Raw genomic sequence first — 18,165 nt, 5'->3', positions numbered from 1 at the left:
CCTAGGTCAACACAGGCGACAATATATCTTGGTCCCAAGCCCTCCTTGTAGCGTAACAGACCAGTACAAGTGCTATACCGACTTAACGCTTGCTTAAAGGATGGTTATGCCCGCAGCACTCAGCTTCCGCACCAAGATATTGATCGTGGCCCTGCTCTGCGCCACGCTTGCACTGGCAGCCGTTGTAACGGCGGTATCACTGCAAACCCGCGCGCTGTCGCGTCAGCAAGCCTACGACAGCGCCCGCTCCCTGGCGGATTACTATGCCGGCTATGCCAGCGCCGCGTTTGGTGCGCCAGCCAATACGGCGCGCGATATGGCCGGGGTGTTCGCCGGTTTCAAGAAGCATGGCCCACCTGACCGCAAGGTGATGGACGGCATGCTGGAGGCCACCTTCCAGCGGCAGGAGAAGCTCTACGACCTCTGGGTGATTTTCGAGCCCAATGCCCTCGATGGGCGCGATGCCGAGTTCACCAAGAACAAGCTCTATTACGCCAGCGGTGCCTATGCCCCCTGGCTGCTGCGGCCGGACGCCAAGCAAGCTGCGGCCACTAAGTTCTTCGAGTACGACCATGCCGACAAGGAGATGACGCCGGAGGAACAGCAAAAGTGGAACGAGGACTACTATGGCCAGCCCTATTACATCGAGCCCAAGAACACCAAGCGTGATACAGCGGTAGAGCCCTACCTGGATACTGACACCAATGTGCTGATGATGTCCTATGTGGCACCTGTGGTGGCTGATGGCCAGTTTATCGGCGTCATCGGCTCCGACGTACCCATGCGTGACTTGCAAGCCACCCTGAATGCCCAGAAGCCCTACGAAACCGGCTTTCTTAGCCTCATCAGCCATGCCGGCGTGTATGCCAGCCACCCCGATGCCGGCCGCATCAACAAGCCCTTCGACCCACAGGAAATTCCCAAGGATGCCTTTGAGGCCGCCCGCAGCGGCAAGGCCATCGTGGTTGAACAGGACGAATACGCCCGCTTCCTGGTACCTGTCGCCATCGGCAGCAGCGCCACCCAGTGGGTGCTGGCGGTCAATATCCCGATTGCCCGTATCATGGCCCCGACCAACCATATGCTGATGGTCAATATCGCCATCGGTGTCGTGGCATTGGTGTTGCTGGCCATCGTGCTGGGTATCGCCATCGGTAAGGTAGCACAACCGCTGGCACGCCTGCGCGATGCCATGCGTGAACTGGCAGGCGGCGAGGCCGATCTGACCCGGCGCCTGCAGGTAGCCAGCCAGGACGAGATCGGCCAGACCTCGCAGGCCTTCAACCGCTTTATCGACAGCCTTGCAGACATCGTACGGGCAGTAAAAGACAACGCTGTCGATCTCAATGGCCGTATCAATGAGCTGGCGGGGCATACCCGGCATATATCGGACAGTTCGGCGCAGCAATCGTCGGCAGCGGCTTCGTCGGCCGCTTCACTGGAAGAAATGTCCACCAGCATCAGCCTGATTGCGCAGAATGCCGGCGATGCCGGCAAGACCAGCGAACAGGCTGAGCGGGACGCCTTGAGTGCGGTGGAAGAGGTAAAGCAGACTGCCGCCGAGATAGGCAAGGTGGATCAGGCGGTCAGGCAGCAGGCCTCGACCATGGCCCAGCTGGCACAACGCGCCCAGGCCGTAAGCAGTGTGGTCGCCACCATACGCGAGGTAGCCGAGCAGACCAATCTGCTGGCGCTCAATGCCGCCATCGAGGCCGCCCGCGCTGGAGAACAGGGGCGCGGTTTTGCCGTGGTGGCCGACGAGGTACGCAAGCTGGCAGAGCGCACCGCCGCCGCCACGCTGGAGATCAGCCAGACGATCAGCAGCATCCAGCAGGAGACGGACACGGCAGTCAGCGGCATAGGCACGACACTCGGCCAGGTCGAAGCAGGCGTGGCACGCTCGCGCAGCGCAGCCGAGCAAATAGCCGGTATCGCAGATACGACACGCATCACCGCCATGGGTATGCGCGACATCGCCGTCGCCACCCGCGAGCAATCCGAAGCCTCCAACCTGATGGCCAACAATGTGGAGCAGATCACCTCGGCCATCGCCCAGAATGATGTCGCCCTCCAGCAAGCCTCCAACACCAGCCAGCAGATTGCCAGCCTGGCAGCAGAGCTGGAATCACTGGTACAGCGCTTCCGTACCTGAAAACAGCAAGGCCGCCCTCCCGGGCGGCCTGTCCGTGCCTTTAGCTGAACCTGCAGCAAATAACTACAGCCGTGGTCAGCGCATAGGGTCTATTCGCTACCTACCCTAGCGCCAGCGTATCCACGCATGCCAAAAGACCGGCGGGCGGCTGGCCCAGTCGTTCATGCGCTCCTGCTTGCGTACCTCATCCAGTTGGGTCTGCTGCATATAGTCCAGCACCGGATCAGGCAGTCCCTGCTTGCTCAGGCGAACGATATCGCTGGCTGTCAGCTGATAGCTGGAGCGGCTCTCCCGCATCATGGCGATGATGGCATCGGCACTAACGCCCTCACGGCTCAGCTTGAGTGCCTCATCCACCGAAACCTGCGGCGGTAGCGTGGCGCAGGCCGAGAGCAACAAGGCACCCGCCAGCCAAACACAAGTCAGACGACGCATGATGTATCTCCCAGTACAGAACACTATCCAGACGAACAGGCCGCCCACGGCCGATCTTCGTCCTAACGTCTGCGTTATAGACCATGCCCAAGCCGGAAAGTGCCATCAGCCCTTGAGGGCCAACGCCAGGTGGATCAAGCGGGTAGCCAGTTGATCGACCTGCCCGCGCTGCCGCTCGTTGACCAGGCTGCCATCCTCTGCAAACGCCTCATGCGCGCGGCTGACAGCCAGCGTTTGCGGCAGCGTGGTTACACCCAGGGTGTGCAGGATGTCGCGCAGGTGGTTCAGCCCACGCAGGCCACCCAGCGCCCCTGGCGAAGCCGCCGTCAGCAAGGCAGCCTTGCCTTGCAGCGTGGCACCGCCATCGATGCGCGATAGCCAGTCCAGTGTGTTCTTCATCAGGGCCGAAATCGACGCATTGTTCTCCGGCGAAGCCAGTGCCAAGCCATCGTGTTGCGCCAGCAGCGCGTTCAATCGCCTGGCGGCTTCGGGGGGACCGTTATCCGCCTCCCAGTCGCCGTGATACAGCGGCATTTCATAGTCGGCCAGATCAATCAAAGTAGCCTCACCACCAGCTGCAACGATCGATGCCGACAGAACAGCAGCCAGGCGCTTGTTTAGTGAGGCCCGCCGGGCACTGCCGGCAAAAACCAGTATGCGTGCACTCATCGCCTTCTCCTTTGCCGCTGTCATTGCGCCTGGGTCGTGATCTCGAAGCGGCCAGACAGCGTCTTGTGTACCGGACACTTGCCGGCTATCTCGGTCAGCCGGGCACGCTCCTGCTCGGTCAGGTCACCAATGAACTGCAACTGTCGCTCCATCTGGTAAACACCGCCCTCTTCCTTGTGGCGGATGGTCACCACCACGTCCTGCAGTGCCATACCCTTACGCTCAGCGTACATACGCACGGTAATGGCAGTACATGCGGCTAGTGCCGCATCCAGCAGTTGATGCGGATCGGGGGCGGTCCCCTCACCCTGTGCGCCGTCCGCATCGGCCAGCCAGTGGGCTTGGTCTGCTATCAGCTGTGTCAGATAATGGCCTTGTTCGGCCTTGCTTGCTACGACGGTCATCTTTTTCTCTCCTGATATTTGTTTCTACTATCCAGCGTACACCCGGGCCGGCAATACCAGCAGCTTCCATACCGTCCCAGGCGCGAGCATGGCGGTTCCTGGGCGTCAGCTCAAGCCACCATGTCAAACACCAGCACTTCGGCATCCCGCCCTTGCGCCAAGGTGACAAGGGGCTCCCCGTGCAGCAGCAGGGCATCGCCAGCCTCAAGCGCTTGCCCGTTCACCTGCAGGCTACCCCGCGCCAGATGCACATAGGCCAGGCGGCCAGGGTCGATGGTCAACGCCCCCTGCTCCTCGGCATCGAACAAGCCCGCGTACAGCCGCGCATCCTGATGCACGGACACCGAACCTTCAGCCGCATCCGGGCTGGCGATCAGGCACAGCCGACCTCGCTTCTGGGCTGCATCAAAATGCTTCTCCTCGTAGCCTGGTGCAATACCGGTCGCACTGGGCATGATCCATATCTGCAGAAAATGCACACTGTGATCCACCGAGCCGTTGTACTCGGAGTGCATGACCCCCTTGCCGGCACTCATGCGCTGTACATCACCCGGCCGAATGACCGAGCCGTTGCCCATGCTGTCCCGGTGCTCCAGCCCCCCCTCCAGCACATAGCTGATGATTTCCATATCACGATGGCCATGGGTACCGAATCCCGCTCCAGGCGCCACCCTATCCTCGTTGATGACGCGCAAGGGGCCAAAGCCCATGTGTTTGGGGTCGTAGTACTCGGCGAAGGAAAAACTATGGAAGGACTTCAGCCAGCCGTGGTCGGCATAACCCCGGTCTGCACTGCGACGTAGCGTAAGCATGACAACTCCTTGCAAAAGTCTGAATGAACAATTGCCATGCTATGCCTTGAACTAGCTTGCTGATAGCGGAATGATCTGAGTAGTTTGATCAAAAAAACAGAATGAGCTTGCGTGGCATGCGAAAGAACCCGCGGATTCAGGCCACGCTGCCATGACGCGAATCCGCCAGGCTCACAGCAAAATCGATGCGCAGGCTAGGATAGCCAGGGATACAGCAGATAGAGCAGGCCGGCTGCCGGCAGCGCCGCGAGTGCGTCGTCGAGCATGACGCCGAAGCCGCCTTTGATGCGTGCATCAAACCAGCTGATAGGCCAGGGCTTGCTGATATCAAACAGGCGGAACAACAGGAACGCGGCGCTCCAGCCCAGGACAGTCTGCGGCACCATGGCCAGCAAGGGTAGCATCGCCACGATTTCATCCCAGACGATGCCGCCGTGATCCGACACGCCTAGCGCCTGCCCAGTCTTGCCGCAAGCCCAGATACCCAGCACAAACAATGGGATAGCCAGCAGGGCGATATGCCATGGTAACAGCAGCTGGGCCAGCAGCAGATACAGAGGGATCGCAGCCAGCGACCCAAATGTCCCCGGCGCTTTGGGAGCAAGACCGCTGCCGAAGCCCAAGGCGAGAAAGTGCGCAGGGTGAGACAGCAGCAGCTTGATATCTGGTTGGCGCAGTGCAGGCATAAGTCAGGCGAAATGGTTGAAGCCGGTATAAGGCAGCCTAACAGGCTGATCGTTGGCGTCCAGCACCGTCACGCCCTGCCCTGCCTTCAGTTGGCCGATATGGCTCAAGCGCAGCGCCAGCGCCGTTGCCAGTTGCTCAATCTGTGCCCGCACCGTGGGCGCGGCCGTAAAGCACAGCTCGTAATCGTCGCCACCAGCCAGCAAGCAGCGATCCAACGCAGGCAGGGCCATGGCCTCGTCGCTCAGCGGCGGCAGCGGCAAAGACATCAGCCGCAGTTCTGCCGCCAACTGCGAGCGGGCTGCAATATGCCCAAGATCGGCCAATAGGCCATCGGACACATCAATGGCAGCACGGGCGAGCCCCGCCAGGGCCAAGCCCAGAGCCACCCTGGGCTGCGGCTTGTCCAGCCGCTCCGCACAGTAGGCAAGGTCGCTCGCGTCCAGCTGGAGCTGGCCATAGCGCTGCGCCACCGCCATGGCGGCCGCACCGGTACAACCTGATAGCCAGATATCGTCACCTGCCTGGCCCGCATCGCGCCGCAGCGCAAAGCCGGGCGCGACTTCGCCCATGATCTGGATGGAGATGGTCAAGGGGCCGGCCGTGGTATCACCCCCGATCAAGGCCACATTGTGCTCGTCGGCCAGGGCAAACATGCCGCGCGAAAACGCCGCCAGCCAGTCCGGGTTGGCTTGTGGCAGGCTCAGGCACAGCGTAAACCAACGCGGCCTGGCGCCCATGGCCGCCATATCCGACAGATTGACGGCCAGGCACTTCCAGCCCAGCGCCTCAGCATCGCAGCCGGCAAAGAAATGGCGTCCCTCCACCAGCGTATCGGCGGAGACTGCCAGTTGCATGCCCGGTGTCGGCGCGATCAGTGCGGCATCGTCCCCCACGCCCAGTACGGTATTGCCGACAGGCCGGGTAAAGTAACGCTGTATCAGATCAAATTCATCGAGCGGCATGGCGGGGCGTTAGTCCACCCGGCGCAGGCTGCGGCCGGGCTCGCTCAACTCGTGCAGCAGGTCGAAGAGATAACCCGCAAGCTGCGCTTCCGTCAGCTCAGGCGGAATCACAAGATCAGGCAAGGCCAGCAAGGTGCCGGTACCTGGGCGATAGGCCACCCACTCAGTACCGACACGGCGTATTTCCAGCTGGTATCTACCAAAGACGTCGAAGCGCATGGCCAAGCACTACCCGTATCAGCGACGGCGGTTACGGCCAGCTTCAACCTCAGCAGTGCGCACTTCGGCGGCCAGCTTGTCCAGGACGCCGTTGACAAAGCGATGACCATCGGTACCGCCAAAGGTCTTGGCTATCTCGATCGCCTCATTGATCACCACCGCGTAGGGGGTTTCCGGCTTGTGGATCAACTCGAATGCGGCCACCAGCAGCACCGCCCGCTCCACCGGGCTGACATCGATTTCATCACGGTCCAGATGTGGCGCCAGGGCTGTCTTCAGTGCCTCGGCATCGCGCAGGGCGTTGTAGAACAGCTCGCGGAACAGGGTCTCGTCAGCCCGGACAAAACTGGTGCTGCTGTCGCGCAGGAAACGCTCGATATTGGCCACGCCGTCGCCAGTAAGCTGCCACTGGTACAGCCCCTGTACGGCAAACTCACGCGAGCGGCGGCGGGAGGATTTCTGCGGGGTCTTCTTGGCTTCTTGGGGTTGTTCAGCTTGGCTCATGGTGTGTCCTGTTCAAAGAGCAGGCGCGGCTTGCAAGCCGCGCTCTTGGGGGGTTCTTGACGGCTGGGGGCTTGCCCGCAGCCGGCTTGGTACTTACTGCCTACCCGCTACACATCAGGCAGCGGGTGGCAGCAAGGCCTTTACATCTTGAAACGCTCGCGCAACGCTGCCTGCAAGCGGGCCATCTCCACGGCTACCTTGGCCGCATCGCTACCCTTTTCCTGCATACGCACCAGTGCCTGGTCGTCGTTCTCGGTGGTCAGGATGGCATTGGCGATGGGGATGCCAAAGTCCAGGCCTACCTGGGTCACACCCGAGCCCGATTCGTTGGAGACCAGCTCAAAATGATAGGTCTCGCCACGAATGATGGCACCCAGGGCGATCAGGGCATCGAAACGGCCAGACTTGGCCATGGTCTGCAGTACCAGTGGCACTTCCAGCGCACCCGGCACAGTGGTCAGCAGCACGTCGGCATCCTGCACGCCCAGGCGCTTGAGCTCGTCGCGACAGGCCAACAACAGGCCGCCACACACATCGTTGTTGAAACGGGCGGTGACGATGCCGATGCGCAAGCCCTTGCCGTCAAAGTTGGATTCGATTTCCGGTATGGATTCAAAACGGGCCATATCATGCTTTCAATTCAGTATGTTGTCGCAACAAGGCTGCCAGTGCCGGTCTATCCAGCTCGCTGACAGCAATACGTACTATCCAGTCCACCAGATCCACCTGGCTGAAGCAGAGCCGCCAACCGTTCTGCACCAGAAAGGTGGTCACGGTGGCTGCAGCGGTGCGCTTGTTGCCATCCAGAAAGGGATGGTTCTTCGCCAGCGAATGCGCGTAGGCTGCCGCGGCCTCGAACAGGTCGCCGGTGTCATCAAGTGTCTGCTGTGCCTGGCTCAACGCCGAGCGCATCAAATCAATACCCCTGATGCCCTGCATGCCGCCAAAGGCGCGTATCTGATCCTCGTGCATCAATAGCACCAGCGACTCAGGCAGAAAACGCACCGCCATCAAAGGTCGGCCAGTTTCTGGAACGCCGGGCGATACTGCTCCAGCACCTCCTGATAGGCACGCCAGCCTTCGGAAAAGGCCTCATCTACCGGCGTCAGCAGCAAGCGTCCATTCTCGCTGGTGATCTCGAACTTTTGCCCCTCCGCCAGATGCAGGCTGCTGACCAGCTCGGCCGGTATGGTAGTGACAAAGCTGGAACCAACCTTGCGTAGCGAGACCTGGCTCATGGCGTGCTCCGTATTTCGTATATACAGCCGTATATCTTAGCACCAAGCCGCCATGGCGGTCAAAAAGCCTTAGAAATCAAGGCTCGACAAAGCCCGTCACTTCCAAACCAAAGCCAGCCATGCTGGGCATCTTGCGGGCGGGCGACAGCAGGCGCATCTTGCCCACCCCCAGGGACTTGAGCATCTGGGCACCTACGCCATACGTGCGCAGATCCCATTTGGTAGGGTTGTTGAGCTTCAATTCCGGCAAGGCACGGGCCAGGAGATCCTCGCCGCTTTCCTCGCGATGCAGCAGTACCGCCACCCCACGGCCCGCCTCGCTGATCGCGGCCAGGCTTTGATAGATGCCCCAGCTGTGGCGGGTCTGGCCCGCGTCCATCCAGTCCATCACGCTCAGTGGCTCGTGCACCCGTACCAGCACTTCATCGCTGGCCGTGAAATCGCCCTTGACCAATGCCAGATGGGTGCTGGTGCAACCCTGCTCCCGAAATGCCACCAGCTTGAACTCACCTGCCGGTGTCTGCACCATGCGCTCACCAGCGCGCTCCACCAGCGATTCGGTACGGCTACGATACTGGATCAGATCAGCAATGGTGCCGATCTTGAGCCCATGCTGGGCAGCAAAGGGCAGCAGCTCGGGCAGGCGTGCCATGGTGCCGTCGTCATTCATGACTTCGCAGATCACCGATGCCGGCAGGCAGCCTGCCATGCGCGCCAGATCGCAACCTGCCTCGGTATGGCCCGCACGCGCCAGCACCCCGCCCTCGCGCGCCATCAGCGGAAAAATATGGCCAGGCTGGACGATATCGGACGGCCTGGCATCGCGTGCCACGGCAGCCCGCACCGTCCGTGCACGGTCTGCGGCAGAGATGCCGGTACTCACCCCTTCGGCGGCCTCAATGCTGAGCGTGAAATTGGTGCCATGCGAGGCGCCATTCTTGGTCACCATCAAGGGCAGCTCCAGCTGCCGACAGCGCTGCTCGGTCAGGGTCAGGCAGATCAAGCCACGCGCGTGCTTGGCCATGAAATTGATGGCCTCCGGGGTGACATGCTCGGCTGCCATGACGAGATCGCCCTCATTCTCGCGGTCCTCGTCATCCATCAGGATGATCATGCGGCCGGCAGCCAGCTCGGCAATCAGGTCGGGTATGGGAGAAATAGCAATGGACATGTAACGGGTACTTTCAGAATTCAAAGGGAGCGGGTGAGCAGGCGGCTCAGCCCTTGCGCTTCTTCAGCGCTTCAAACGGATCGGCTTCGGGCAGCATGCGCTCAAGGTAGCGTGCGATCAGGTCTATCTCCAGATTGACCTTGTCACCGGCCTTCAGGTGCTTGAGCGAGGTGACTGCCACTGTATGGGGTATCAGGTTGACCGAGAAGATGCAGCGGTCATTGACGTCCTTGACCTGATTGGTGGTCAACGACACGCCATTGATGACCACCGAGCCCTTGATGGCAATGAATTTGGCCAGGGACTTGTCCGCCTGCACCACCAGTTGCCAGCTCTCGCCCACCTCGACGAACTTCAGTACCTCCCCCAGGCCATCCACATGGCCGGACACCAGGTGCCCGCCCAGGCGATCGCCCAGCCGCAGCGCTTTCTCCAGATTTACCTCGCGGCCCGGGTCTTCCAATCCTACCGTGCAGCGTAGCGATTCGGCCGAGATATCGTACTTGAAGCTGTGCTCCGTCTTGGCAATCACCGTCATGCAGCCGCCGTTGACCGCGATGCTGTCGCCTATAGCCACGTCACGCAGGTCCAGGTGTTCGCTGACCACCATCACACGCAGGCCTTCGCCTTCCAGTGGTTGTACGGTGGCGATCTTGCCGGTGGCTTCAATGATGCCAGTGAACATGGCTATCCTTTCTCGATTGGGGGGCGCCGACGCATGCGTCATGCCGGTTTTTGGCAGGCATGCAGCCGCAGTGGCCAGCTCACACGCCTGGGCGCATCCCCCCAGAGCGGCGCAAGCTGCTTGCGCAACGCCAGCAGGGGGTCATGCTGTTTATCTTCTTTATAGCGCTGGGTAGCCGACCAGGTGCCCAGATATCCGATCAGTGCATCCAAGGTCCACATCAACGCCATATCCAGTTCAGGTACAGGCAGCCGGGGGTAAGGCATGGCCAAGCTGGCATAGCCCTGCTCAAGCCAACGCCGTTCGGGTGGCCAATATGCCCCGACCACATGGTGATAGTAGTCGGCCACGATGGCATCGATGGCAGGCTCGGTGGCGAACACCTCGTAACACCATATAGCCAGCACGCCACCGGGCTTGAGCACGCGATCAGCCTCGGCCATGAAGGCGTCCAGATCAAACCAGTGCAGCGCCTGCGCCACCGTGATCAAGTCCGCAGTGCCGGCAGTCAGCGAACTGCGTTCGGCCGCCTCCTGCCGGTAGACGATATGGGGGTGGGATGGTGCATTTGCAAGCTGCCCGGCCGAGGGTTCGGTCGCAACAACCTGCTGGAAGTGTTCCGCCAGGGCCAGCGCCGCCTGTCCGTTGCCGGTGGCGACGTCCCAGGCCAGCCCGGCAGCGGGCGCCACCTGGGTCAGCCAGGCAAACAGGCTGGCCGGATAACAGGGCCGGAACTGCGCGTAGGCGGCAGACTGGGTCGAGAAGTGATCCTGGAAGCTCATGGCAGGGTTGCCGACTCCAGCAGGCTGATGCGACGGGCATCACAGTCTATCTCGACCATCGCGCCATAGGGCAGCACGCACATGGGGTCGGTATGGCCAAAGTCCATATGGGTCACCACAGCCAGCTCGGTCAATCCTTCTTCATCCAGCACCTGCAACAGGGCATCGTCGTATTCGACAAAGCGGCTGGGCGCCAGCTTGCCACCCGGTCGCCCCAGCAGTATGCCCTGCAGCCCCTGCAACGCGCCCTGCTCAGCCAGATTGCGCAGGAAGTAACGCAGCATGCTGGCGGCTGGCGCATCTTCAGAAGTTTCCAGGAACAGGATGGCCCCCTGCCACTGCGCCAGCGAGGGCCAGCAGCGACTGCCGCGCAGCATGTCCAGCACATCCAGGCAACCGCCCAGCAGATGTCCCCGCACCACCCCTTGCCCACGCAGGTAGCGCCACGGTAAGGGGACGTTGAGCGGGCGCTGCCGGGTCAGGCTGGCCACATCAGTCCAGTCATACTGTTCTACCACCCAGCCGTCCGGGTTGGGGCGTATCTCCCCCGCCGGGCCGTCTTCAAACAACAGGCGTTGCACCGACAGACGCAGGTATTCATGCAACCCCCCGTTCTCCGCAAAACCGGACATGATGCTGGGCCCGTAAAAGCTGCCTAGACCCGCCTTGTAGCAGGCCAGATGGCTGACCGTACTGTCGGAGTAGCCCATATACACCTTGGGGTGCTTGCGTATCACCTCGAAATCCAGATGCCGCAACAGCCGTATCGAATCTTCACCACCGATGGCAGAGATGATGCCGGCGACAGAAGGATCGGCAAAAGCCTGCATCAGATCCTCGGCCCGTGCCTGGGGGTTGCGCGCCAGCCAGTCGGCCGGCTTCAGCGTATGCGGCATCTCCACCACTTCCAGGCCAAATGCCGCAGCCAGTTGCTGCTTCCCCTGCCGGTAACGCTCGGGGCAGGCTGCCGGCCCGCCCCAGGACGATGTCACGACCGCAATGCGATCGCCACGACGTAATTTGCGTGGGCGTATTATCGGGCTATTGCTCAAACCGTTGTTCCTTGCGGCTGCGTCACGAAGGGCAGCACCACGCTCAGCAGTCGGGCCACATAGCTATCCTTCTCGCCTACCGGCGCCACATAGTGCAGCGCCTCCTTTGCTGCAGCCTCGCCAGCCAGCCGCAGCATCACCCAACTGGCCAGGTACTGCGAGGCCAGGCAGCCCCCGGCAGTCGCCAGATTGCCTTCGGCATGGAAAGGCGCGTCCACCACGTGGACACCCGCCTCCTGCACCCAGGGCTTGGTAATCAAATCCGTACAGGCCGGCAAGCTGCCCAAGAGGCCCAGGCGAGCCATCAACAAGGTGCCGGAGCACTGGGCACCGATCAGTTGCCGCGCGGGGTCCAGCTTCAATCGTGCCAAGGTGGCCGCATCGGCAGCGACCTCGCGGGTCTTGATGCCACTACCGAACAGCACCACCTCGGCTTCGTTGGCAAACTCCAGCGGCTGCTGGCTGCTGATGCCAACGCCATTCATGGAGGTCAGTTGCGGCGCCAATCCGGCGATCTCCGCCTGCCAACCCAGCCCGCGCAGGCGATTCAGCATGCCCAGCGCAATAAATGAGTCCAGCTCGTTGAAACCGTCAAACGTAACGATGGCTATCCGCATGCAGCACTCTCCTCAATCAAAGCGCAGGGTGTAGCGCATATCTGCCCCCACCTGGCGGCTATCCACCAGCCTTGGCGCCAGTTTGTCGGCCAGCCGTGCCAGACTGAAATCCGCCATATGGGCAGCGGCACTCCCCAGCAGGACAGGCGCCTGGTACAGCACCAGCTCATCCACCAAGCCGCTTTGCAGCCAGGCGCCATTCAAGCGCCCACCCGATTCCACCGTCACCTCATTCATACCGCGCTGCCCCAGCAAGGCCAGCGTAGCGGCCAGATCAACCCGCCCTGCACCATCCGGCAGGGCCACCACCTCGGCCCCGGCCTCCCGCAAGGCATCAGCGTGCTTGGACGGCGCATCTGCAGTAATCACCAGCGTCTTGCCCGGCGCCGTCAGCATGCGTGCACTGACCGGCAGCTGGGCACGGCTGTCGAGCACGACGCGTAGCGGCTGCCGGCCGCCCCAGGCAAGCCCATCCAGCTCACGCACCGTCAGCAGGGGGTCGTCCTTCAGCACCGTGCCGCTACCCGTCAACATGGCGCAGGAGCGGGCACGCAGTCTCTGCACATCGGCCCTGGCCGCCGGCCCGGTAATCCATTGCGATTCGCCGTTGACCAGCGCTGTCTTGCCATCCAGGCTGGCTGCCAGTTTTAGCCGCAACCAAGGCCGCTGCCGCTCGATACGGGACAGAAAACCCTTCAGCGACTCACGTGCTTCCGTCGCCATCAGGCCGACCTCGGCCGCAACGCCCGCTTCTCGCAACATGGCCAAGCCCTTGCCCGCCACCAAGGTATGCGGATCGACCAGGGCAGCCACCACCCTGACAACGCCCGCCTCGATCAAACCCTTGGCGCAGGGTGGCGTACGGCCGTAATGGGCACAGGGCTCCAGGGTGACATAGGCCGTGGCGCCCGCCGGGGTCTCGCCCCTGGCGACCGCATCACGCAAGGCCATGACCTCGGCGTGCGGGCCACCAGCAATCTGGGTATGGCCCTGGCCGATAAGCCTGCCATCACGCACCAGCACGCAACCCACGCTGGGGTTGGGCGTGGTGATGCACCGCCCACCCTCCGCCATGCGCAAGGCCTGCGCCATAAAACCATGGTCAGCTGCACTGAAACTCATGCCTGCCTGGCCTCGATCAACTCCGCCAACTGGGGAGAGATGCGGCGCCGCCAGCGGCTACCCAGCGCAGCGCCATGCTTGTTCCACCATACCCCAGCAAACACGATAGCCAGGCCGATCAGGCTCAAGGTAAAGGCAAACAGCAGGCTATCCTCGAAGACATCGTACGCCAGATAGCCCAGATAACCCGCCACCCCCAGCCCGCCGAAAACGGCAAAGGCACGGCGTGACAGGACTGCACCGACAAAGATCAAGCCCAGATTGATGCCGCAATAGATGAGCTTGCCGAACTGGCTACCCGAATCCATGGCTGACAGCGCCCCCCAAAAGGCCAGCAGCCCGAACAAATAGAGCCAGAACGCATAGTCCTGCTTCAACATCCGGGTACGCAGGTCTATCACCAGTGCCAAGACCAGCATCAGCAAGCCAAATCCCAGTGAGACAAACTTGCGCAGATCCCACACCGAAGCGAAATAGCTACTGTAGTCGTCTGAATTGGCCAAGCCCATAGCGATCCAGGCCGCCACGTCCATGCTCATATACCAGAGTGTGACGGCCACGGGCATGGTCATGAACGGCAGCCTGTAGCGCCACAGCATGACGGCAGCGGCCACAAGCGTGGCCAGCTCCATGATCAGCCAGCGCCAATCTATCCAGACATGGAAATCGCTGTATTGCCCCCCATCGTCCCAGTGGCCCATGGCAGCCTCTACGCCATAAACCGCCAGGGGCACCAGCACAATGGCCAGCGTCAGCAGAATGCCAGCGGGGATGCGCAGCTGCTTGGACTCCAGAAACCAGACACCCAGGCGCCAGGCCAGAAAACCATAGGCAACTGCGAAAACCGTCAGAGAAACCGGTCCCCAGGTAGCGTAGCCCACGGTCATGAACAGGCTCATGGCCGCTATGGCGATTGCCCCGCCCAGGTAATAGAGCACATGGGCAAACCGGAATTGCGCGTGATCATCCGGATTGGCTTGAGTGAGGAACTGCCACAAGGCATCTGCCTGGCCCGCCTGCAGTACTCCCTGTGTCTCGGCATGCGTCAGATCTTGGCGGCTCAACTTCATTTCTTGCTCACCTCTCGTATCAAGTCGCGGAAATCATCCACATCCTGAAAGCTGCGGTACACCGAGGCGAAGCGGATATATGCCACCTTGTCCAGCTTGGCCAGTTCGGCCATCACCATCTCGCCTATACGCCGCGACTCAACTTCGCGCTCGCCCAGCGACAACACTTTCTGGTCTATCCGGGCAATAGCTTCATCCACCAGCTGGGTAGGCACCGGCCGCTTATGCAAGGCACGGTGAAAGCTTACCCTTACCTTGTCGCTGTCGTAGTCGGCACGGCTGCCATTGGCCTTCACCACTTGTGGCGGCCTGACCTCGGCCGTCTCGAAAGTGGTAAAGCGCTTGTCGCACCCGGCACATTTGCGCCGTCGCCTGATGCTATCGCCTTCTTCCGAAAGGCGGGTATCGACCACCTGGGTATCGGCCGAGCCACAGAACGGGCATTTCATCTCGCTGCTCCGCTACTTGAATAGCACGCATTCTAACCGTGGCGCGGCCTGCAGCGGGCTAAAACCGGTCAACAGGTAGCTGGGCGCGGTCAGCGCAGAAATACGTCTGTCATGCCGATTTCGATCAGACGTAACAAACGCCACCTATGCTGCAACGCACAAATCACCTCGCAAAGCTAACCATGCCTTACTCACCGCTCCATCAGAAACCGTTTGCCTTATTTGCCGAACCGCTGCTGACCATCGCAGTCACCGTGCTGTTTACCTACGCACTGGTGTCCGACCCTCGGCCCGCCGCCCCTACCCAGCCAGATTCGCCGGTGCTGGCCCAAGCAGGCACTCGCCATGCTGGCTGAGCCGCTGATTGCTGCGCCACCGCGCCAGCCAGGCCTGCGCATTCGACTGATAGACGTGCTAGGCCTTCTGTTGCTTGCCCTGCTGGCCATGGCCTGGCGTTGCGCCACCGTGGACGATTGAGCGCCCGTTGGTGGACGCAAGTCATTGATGGGTATAAAGGGCTGCGCGGGCGCCGGGTAAAGCCCCGCACTGCGGCTTTCCCGAATGCCGAAACCGCCAATGGCTAGGCTTGTCGCAGCGCAGCATGATGAATGGGTTCGCAACAGGATGGCTGTTCCGGGACAGAAAGCCTTCTTGTGCCCTCCCCCTTCCTCCTCTCCCCGAGGGCATGGGGGGTGGGCAGCGTCCTGATGTTGACCATACGCTCAGGGTGCTGCTGTGGACGGTGTTGTTGCTCCGTGCTGCGTCTCCCCTATGACAGCAGCGCTTCTCAGGGCCGCCAGCGCTTCATCGCGGGCGGCCCGATTTTTTTCTGCCAACTGGCGCACCGCCAGATAAAACGCCGAAAAATCGCCCCCCAGCTGCCTGAACAAGGCCCGAAATGCCGGTACCTTCTCGTGGTAGGTCGCCAGAGACGCCATATGGGCATTGTTGGGATGGGGCTGGAACCAGGCGTCATAGCCCAGATAGCCTCCCCACTCTGCCTTCAGCGCCTGATAACCACGCTCCAGTTCAGTCTGTATCTCGACTTTGGCAGCACGCTTTGCGTCATCGGCCTGCTCGCTGGCATAGACCGCCTCCAGCAATGCCCTGCCCTGCTCCATCAGCCGCCTGAAGGCCTGCCGCCGCTGCTCCGCCCTGGGATAAGCCTCGCGCGCCGCCACATCGCCCTCCTGTGCCAGCCAGCGCTCGTAGCCCTCCAACTCCACGGCCGTGGCAAAAGCTTCGTTGAAACCACTGTCGTCCTTGATATAGAGCTGCTGATGGGCCAGTTCGTGAAAGATCAGCCTGGCAAGCACAGCCTTGTCGTAGCGCAGAGTTGTATTGAGCAAGGGATCCGAAAACCAGCCCAAGGTGGAATAAGCGGGAACACCGTAGAGGAATACATCCTCGCCCAGTGCCTTGCGTGATTCGGCATATTGCTGGGCTTCGGCTTCGCTGTAATAGCCCCTATAGCTCAGGCAACCGGCGATAGGGAAGCAGCTTTCCTGCGGTTTAAGCGACAACGGCGGTGTGCTGACGATGTTCCACAGCGCATAGGGGCGGCCCAAATCAGCATAGCGGGTGTAGCTGGCGTTGTCGGGCAGCTTCAGCTCGCGTATGGCGAACTCACGCAGCCGTTGCGCCAGCCTCAACTTGTTCGCCGTCTCGGGCGTGGTCGCCGGGTCGGCCAGTACCTCGTCTATAGCCCTGGCTTTATTCATGACCTCTGCCTGCCCGGTTGCCGCCTGGCCAACGAACGCCACGCTGGCGCAGCCCGACAACCCCAGGCAGAACAACAACCCCAGCAGCCGCCCCAGCCACGCAGCCATCAGGCCGCCTTGGGCTTGGCAGCCCGCAGATTCAGTACCACCAATGCCAGCACGCCAGCCACCAACCCCCAGAAAGCAGAGCCTATGCCACCCAGGCTGACGCCCGATGCCGTCACCAGAAAGGTGATCAAGGCCGGCTCACGCTGGTTGTCCTCGCGCATGGCCAAGGCAAGGCCGCTGGATAACGCACCGAACAAGGCAATGCCGGCAATGGCCAAGACCAACTCAGTGGGGAAGGCCGCAAACAAGGCCCCGACCGAACCGCCCAGCAAGCCCAACAACAGGTAGAAGCCACCAGCAGCCACGCTGGCGCGATACCGCTGCGCAGGGTCTTCGTGCGCCTCCTTGCCGGCGCAGATGGCGGCCGTGATGGCCGCCAGATTAAGCGCAAAACAGCCGAACGGCGCCAGCAGCAGATTGGTGAAGCCCGTCCAGCCCACCAGGGCCGAAACCGGCGGCTCATAGCCAGAGGAGCGCAGCACCGCAACACCGGGGATGTTCTGCGAGGCCATGGTGACAATAAACAGCGGCAGGCCTATGCCCATCATGGCAGTCCAGCTGAACTGCGGTGTGGTCCAGACTGGCGCGGCAATGGCAAAGCTCACTCCATCCAGCTTGATCAGGCCGAACCAGGCAGCGAGCAGGCCACCCACCAGCAGCACGGCCACCACGGCATAGCGGGGCAAAAAGCGCTTGAACAACAGATAAGCCAGGAACATGGGCAGCACTACCCAGAACTGCCCCTGCATGGCAGTAAAGGCATTGATGCCGAATTTCAGCAACACCCCTGCCAACATGGCCGCCGCAATGGACAGCGGAATGTATTTCATCGCCCGTTCAAACCAGCCCGTTATGCCGCACAGCGTAATCAAGGCCGCCGAGAAGACAAACGCACCGATGGCCTCACCCATGCTGTAGCCCGCCAGGCTGGTGGTCAGCAAGGCTGCGCCAGGGGTGGACCAGGCGGTAGAGACAGGAATACGGTAGCGTAACGACAGACCTATGCAGGTCAGCCCCATGGCAAAACCCAGCACCATCAGCCAGGAAGCCAGTTCAGCCGGCGTGGCGCCAGCCGCCCGGGCCGCCTGGAAGATAATGGCCGCCGAGCTGGTATAGCCCACCAATACGGTGATGAAACCGGCAGCAAGTGACGGCAGGGGGATCAGCTTGTACATGTCAGGGGGCGCCAGCAATTAGGGACAGCCAGACAATAGACTAGCCCATGTACCGCAAGCCCGGTACACCTGATGGCCAGTGGCCGACACAGTCGCCCCGTCCGCCCAGCAAAACGCCACGGCTGACCGTG

Annotated in this window: 24 protein-coding genes; 3 read left to right on the top strand and 21 right to left on the bottom strand. The window is 61.7% G+C overall.

Annotated elements, in window-relative coordinates:
- Positions 1-106: 106 nt before the first annotated feature.
- The gene (locus QWZ03_RS11555; RefSeq protein WP_290332855.1) at positions 107-2,152 is read left to right on the top strand and encodes a methyl-accepting chemotaxis protein; all 2,046 of its coding nucleotides are present in this window, start codon (positions 107-109) and stop codon (positions 2,150-2,152) included.
- 105 nt (positions 2,153-2,257) lie between these two features.
- Here QWZ03_RS11555 and QWZ03_RS11550 read toward each other — a convergent pair whose 3' ends face one another.
- The 19 genes from QWZ03_RS11550 to nrdR all read right to left on the bottom strand — a co-directional run bounded on the left by QWZ03_RS11550 (position 2,258) and on the right by nrdR (position 15,030).
- Positions 2,258-2,587: a hypothetical protein gene (locus tag QWZ03_RS11550; RefSeq protein WP_290332854.1), complete on the bottom strand. Its 330-nt coding sequence runs from the start codon at positions 2,585-2,587 to the stop codon at positions 2,258-2,260.
- 105 nt (positions 2,588-2,692) lie between these two features.
- Positions 2,693-3,256 (bottom strand): NADPH-dependent FMN reductase, encoded by a 564-nt coding sequence (locus QWZ03_RS11545; RefSeq protein WP_290332853.1) that lies wholly within the window; start codon positions 3,254-3,256, stop codon positions 2,693-2,695.
- Between the two features lie 20 nt (positions 3,257-3,276).
- Complete coding sequence (locus QWZ03_RS11540; RefSeq protein WP_290332852.1) at positions 3,277-3,660, bottom strand: OsmC family protein; 384 nt, start codon at positions 3,658-3,660, stop codon at positions 3,277-3,279.
- A 110-nt stretch (positions 3,661-3,770) separates the two neighbouring features.
- Entirely contained in the window at positions 3,771-4,472 is a 702-nt protein-coding gene (locus QWZ03_RS11535) for a pirin family protein (RefSeq protein WP_290332851.1), read from the bottom strand.
- Between the two features lie 194 nt (positions 4,473-4,666).
- Complete coding sequence (locus QWZ03_RS11530; protein WP_290332850.1) at positions 4,667-5,158, bottom strand: phosphatidylglycerophosphatase A family protein; 492 nt, start codon at positions 5,156-5,158, stop codon at positions 4,667-4,669.
- A gap of 3 nt (positions 5,159-5,161) precedes the next feature.
- Positions 5,162-6,121 (bottom strand): thiamine-phosphate kinase, encoded by a 960-nt coding sequence (gene thiL / locus QWZ03_RS11525; protein ID WP_290332849.1) that lies wholly within the window; start codon positions 6,119-6,121, stop codon positions 5,162-5,164.
- Positions 6,122-6,130: 9 nt separating this feature from the next.
- Positions 6,131-6,340: a DUF7661 family protein gene (locus QWZ03_RS11520; RefSeq protein ID WP_290332848.1), complete on the bottom strand. Its 210-nt coding sequence runs from the start codon at positions 6,338-6,340 to the stop codon at positions 6,131-6,133.
- A gap of 18 nt (positions 6,341-6,358) precedes the next feature.
- Positions 6,359-6,844, bottom strand: a complete 486-nt coding sequence (nusB, locus tag QWZ03_RS11515; protein ID WP_284196304.1) for a transcription antitermination factor NusB — start codon at positions 6,842-6,844, stop codon at positions 6,359-6,361.
- 140 nt (positions 6,845-6,984) lie between these two features.
- A complete protein-coding gene (gene ribH / locus QWZ03_RS11510) occupies positions 6,985-7,470 on the bottom strand; it encodes a 6,7-dimethyl-8-ribityllumazine synthase (protein WP_284196305.1) in 486 nt (161 codons plus the stop codon).
- A gap of 1 nt (position 7,471) precedes the next feature.
- Positions 7,472-7,855 carry a type II toxin-antitoxin system death-on-curing family toxin gene (locus tag QWZ03_RS11505; protein WP_290332847.1) on the bottom strand — a complete coding sequence of 128 codons (384 nt, stop codon included), beginning with the start codon at positions 7,853-7,855 and terminating at the stop codon, positions 7,472-7,474.
- Positions 7,855-8,082, bottom strand: coding sequence for an AbrB/MazE/SpoVT family DNA-binding domain-containing protein (locus tag QWZ03_RS11500; protein WP_284196307.1), 228 nt, complete (start codon positions 8,080-8,082; stop codon positions 7,855-7,857). The genes QWZ03_RS11505 and QWZ03_RS11500 overlap by 1 nt, the downstream gene beginning before the upstream one ends.
- A gap of 76 nt (positions 8,083-8,158) precedes the next feature.
- Positions 8,159-9,253 (bottom strand): bifunctional 3,4-dihydroxy-2-butanone-4-phosphate synthase/GTP cyclohydrolase II, encoded by a 1,095-nt coding sequence (gene ribBA, locus QWZ03_RS11495; protein ID WP_308447555.1) that lies wholly within the window; start codon positions 9,251-9,253, stop codon positions 8,159-8,161.
- 46 nt (positions 9,254-9,299) lie between these two features.
- On the bottom strand, positions 9,300-9,938 hold the full coding sequence (locus tag QWZ03_RS11490) for a riboflavin synthase (RefSeq protein WP_284196308.1): 639 nt from the start codon (positions 9,936-9,938) through the stop codon (positions 9,300-9,302).
- 38 nt (positions 9,939-9,976) lie between these two features.
- Positions 9,977-10,720: a class I SAM-dependent methyltransferase gene (locus tag QWZ03_RS11485; protein WP_290332846.1), complete on the bottom strand. Its 744-nt coding sequence runs from the start codon at positions 10,718-10,720 to the stop codon at positions 9,977-9,979.
- The gene (locus QWZ03_RS11480) at positions 10,717-11,712 is read right to left on the bottom strand and encodes a S66 family peptidase (protein ID WP_290332845.1); all 996 of its coding nucleotides are present in this window, start codon (positions 11,710-11,712) and stop codon (positions 10,717-10,719) included. Before QWZ03_RS11480 ends, QWZ03_RS11485 begins: the two co-directional genes overlap by 4 nt.
- A 56-nt stretch (positions 11,713-11,768) precedes the next feature.
- Positions 11,769-12,389 carry a DJ-1/PfpI family protein gene (locus QWZ03_RS11475; protein ID WP_290332844.1) on the bottom strand — a complete coding sequence of 207 codons (621 nt, stop codon included), beginning with the start codon at positions 12,387-12,389 and terminating at the stop codon, positions 11,769-11,771.
- A gap of 12 nt (positions 12,390-12,401) precedes the next feature.
- Positions 12,402-13,511 carry a bifunctional diaminohydroxyphosphoribosylaminopyrimidine deaminase/5-amino-6-(5-phosphoribosylamino)uracil reductase RibD gene (gene ribD / locus QWZ03_RS11470; protein WP_290332843.1) on the bottom strand — a complete coding sequence of 370 codons (1,110 nt, stop codon included), beginning with the start codon at positions 13,509-13,511 and terminating at the stop codon, positions 12,402-12,404.
- The gene (locus QWZ03_RS11465; RefSeq protein WP_290332842.1) at positions 13,508-14,581 is read right to left on the bottom strand and encodes a DUF2157 domain-containing protein; all 1,074 of its coding nucleotides are present in this window, start codon (positions 14,579-14,581) and stop codon (positions 13,508-13,510) included. The genes ribD and QWZ03_RS11465 overlap by 4 nt, the downstream gene beginning before the upstream one ends.
- The gene (nrdR, locus tag QWZ03_RS11460) at positions 14,578-15,030 is read right to left on the bottom strand and encodes a transcriptional regulator NrdR (protein WP_284196314.1); all 453 of its coding nucleotides are present in this window, start codon (positions 15,028-15,030) and stop codon (positions 14,578-14,580) included. Before nrdR ends, QWZ03_RS11465 begins: the two co-directional genes overlap by 4 nt.
- Before the next feature lie 182 nt (positions 15,031-15,212).
- Here nrdR and QWZ03_RS11455 point away from each other — a divergent pair, with 182 nt between their 5' ends.
- The gene (locus tag QWZ03_RS11455) at positions 15,213-15,386 is read left to right on the top strand and encodes a hypothetical protein (protein WP_290332841.1); all 174 of its coding nucleotides are present in this window, start codon (positions 15,213-15,215) and stop codon (positions 15,384-15,386) included.
- Positions 15,376-15,507: a hypothetical protein gene (locus QWZ03_RS11450; RefSeq protein ID WP_290332840.1), complete on the top strand. Its 132-nt coding sequence runs from the start codon at positions 15,376-15,378 to the stop codon at positions 15,505-15,507. Before QWZ03_RS11455 ends, QWZ03_RS11450 begins: the two co-directional genes overlap by 11 nt.
- A gap of 245 nt (positions 15,508-15,752) precedes the next feature.
- On the opposite strand, the gene QWZ03_RS11445 is transcribed toward QWZ03_RS11450, so the two are convergent.
- Positions 15,753-16,859, bottom strand: a complete 1,107-nt coding sequence (locus QWZ03_RS11445) for an aminopeptidase (RefSeq protein WP_290332839.1) — start codon at positions 16,857-16,859, stop codon at positions 15,753-15,755.
- A complete protein-coding gene (locus QWZ03_RS11440) occupies positions 16,859-18,034 on the bottom strand; it encodes a benzoate/H(+) symporter BenE family transporter (protein ID WP_290332838.1) in 1,176 nt (391 codons plus the stop codon). The genes QWZ03_RS11445 and QWZ03_RS11440 overlap by 1 nt, the downstream gene beginning before the upstream one ends.
- Positions 18,035-18,165: the final 131 nt, after the last annotated feature.

It is taken from the genome of Chitinimonas viridis (assembly GCF_030409555.1).
Classification (GTDB): domain Bacteria; phylum Pseudomonadota; class Gammaproteobacteria; order Burkholderiales; family Chitinimonadaceae; genus Chitinimonas; species Chitinimonas viridis.
The sequence above is the reverse complement of the archived record's forward strand: the minus strand, read 5'-3'. Positions and strand labels throughout refer to the sequence as shown.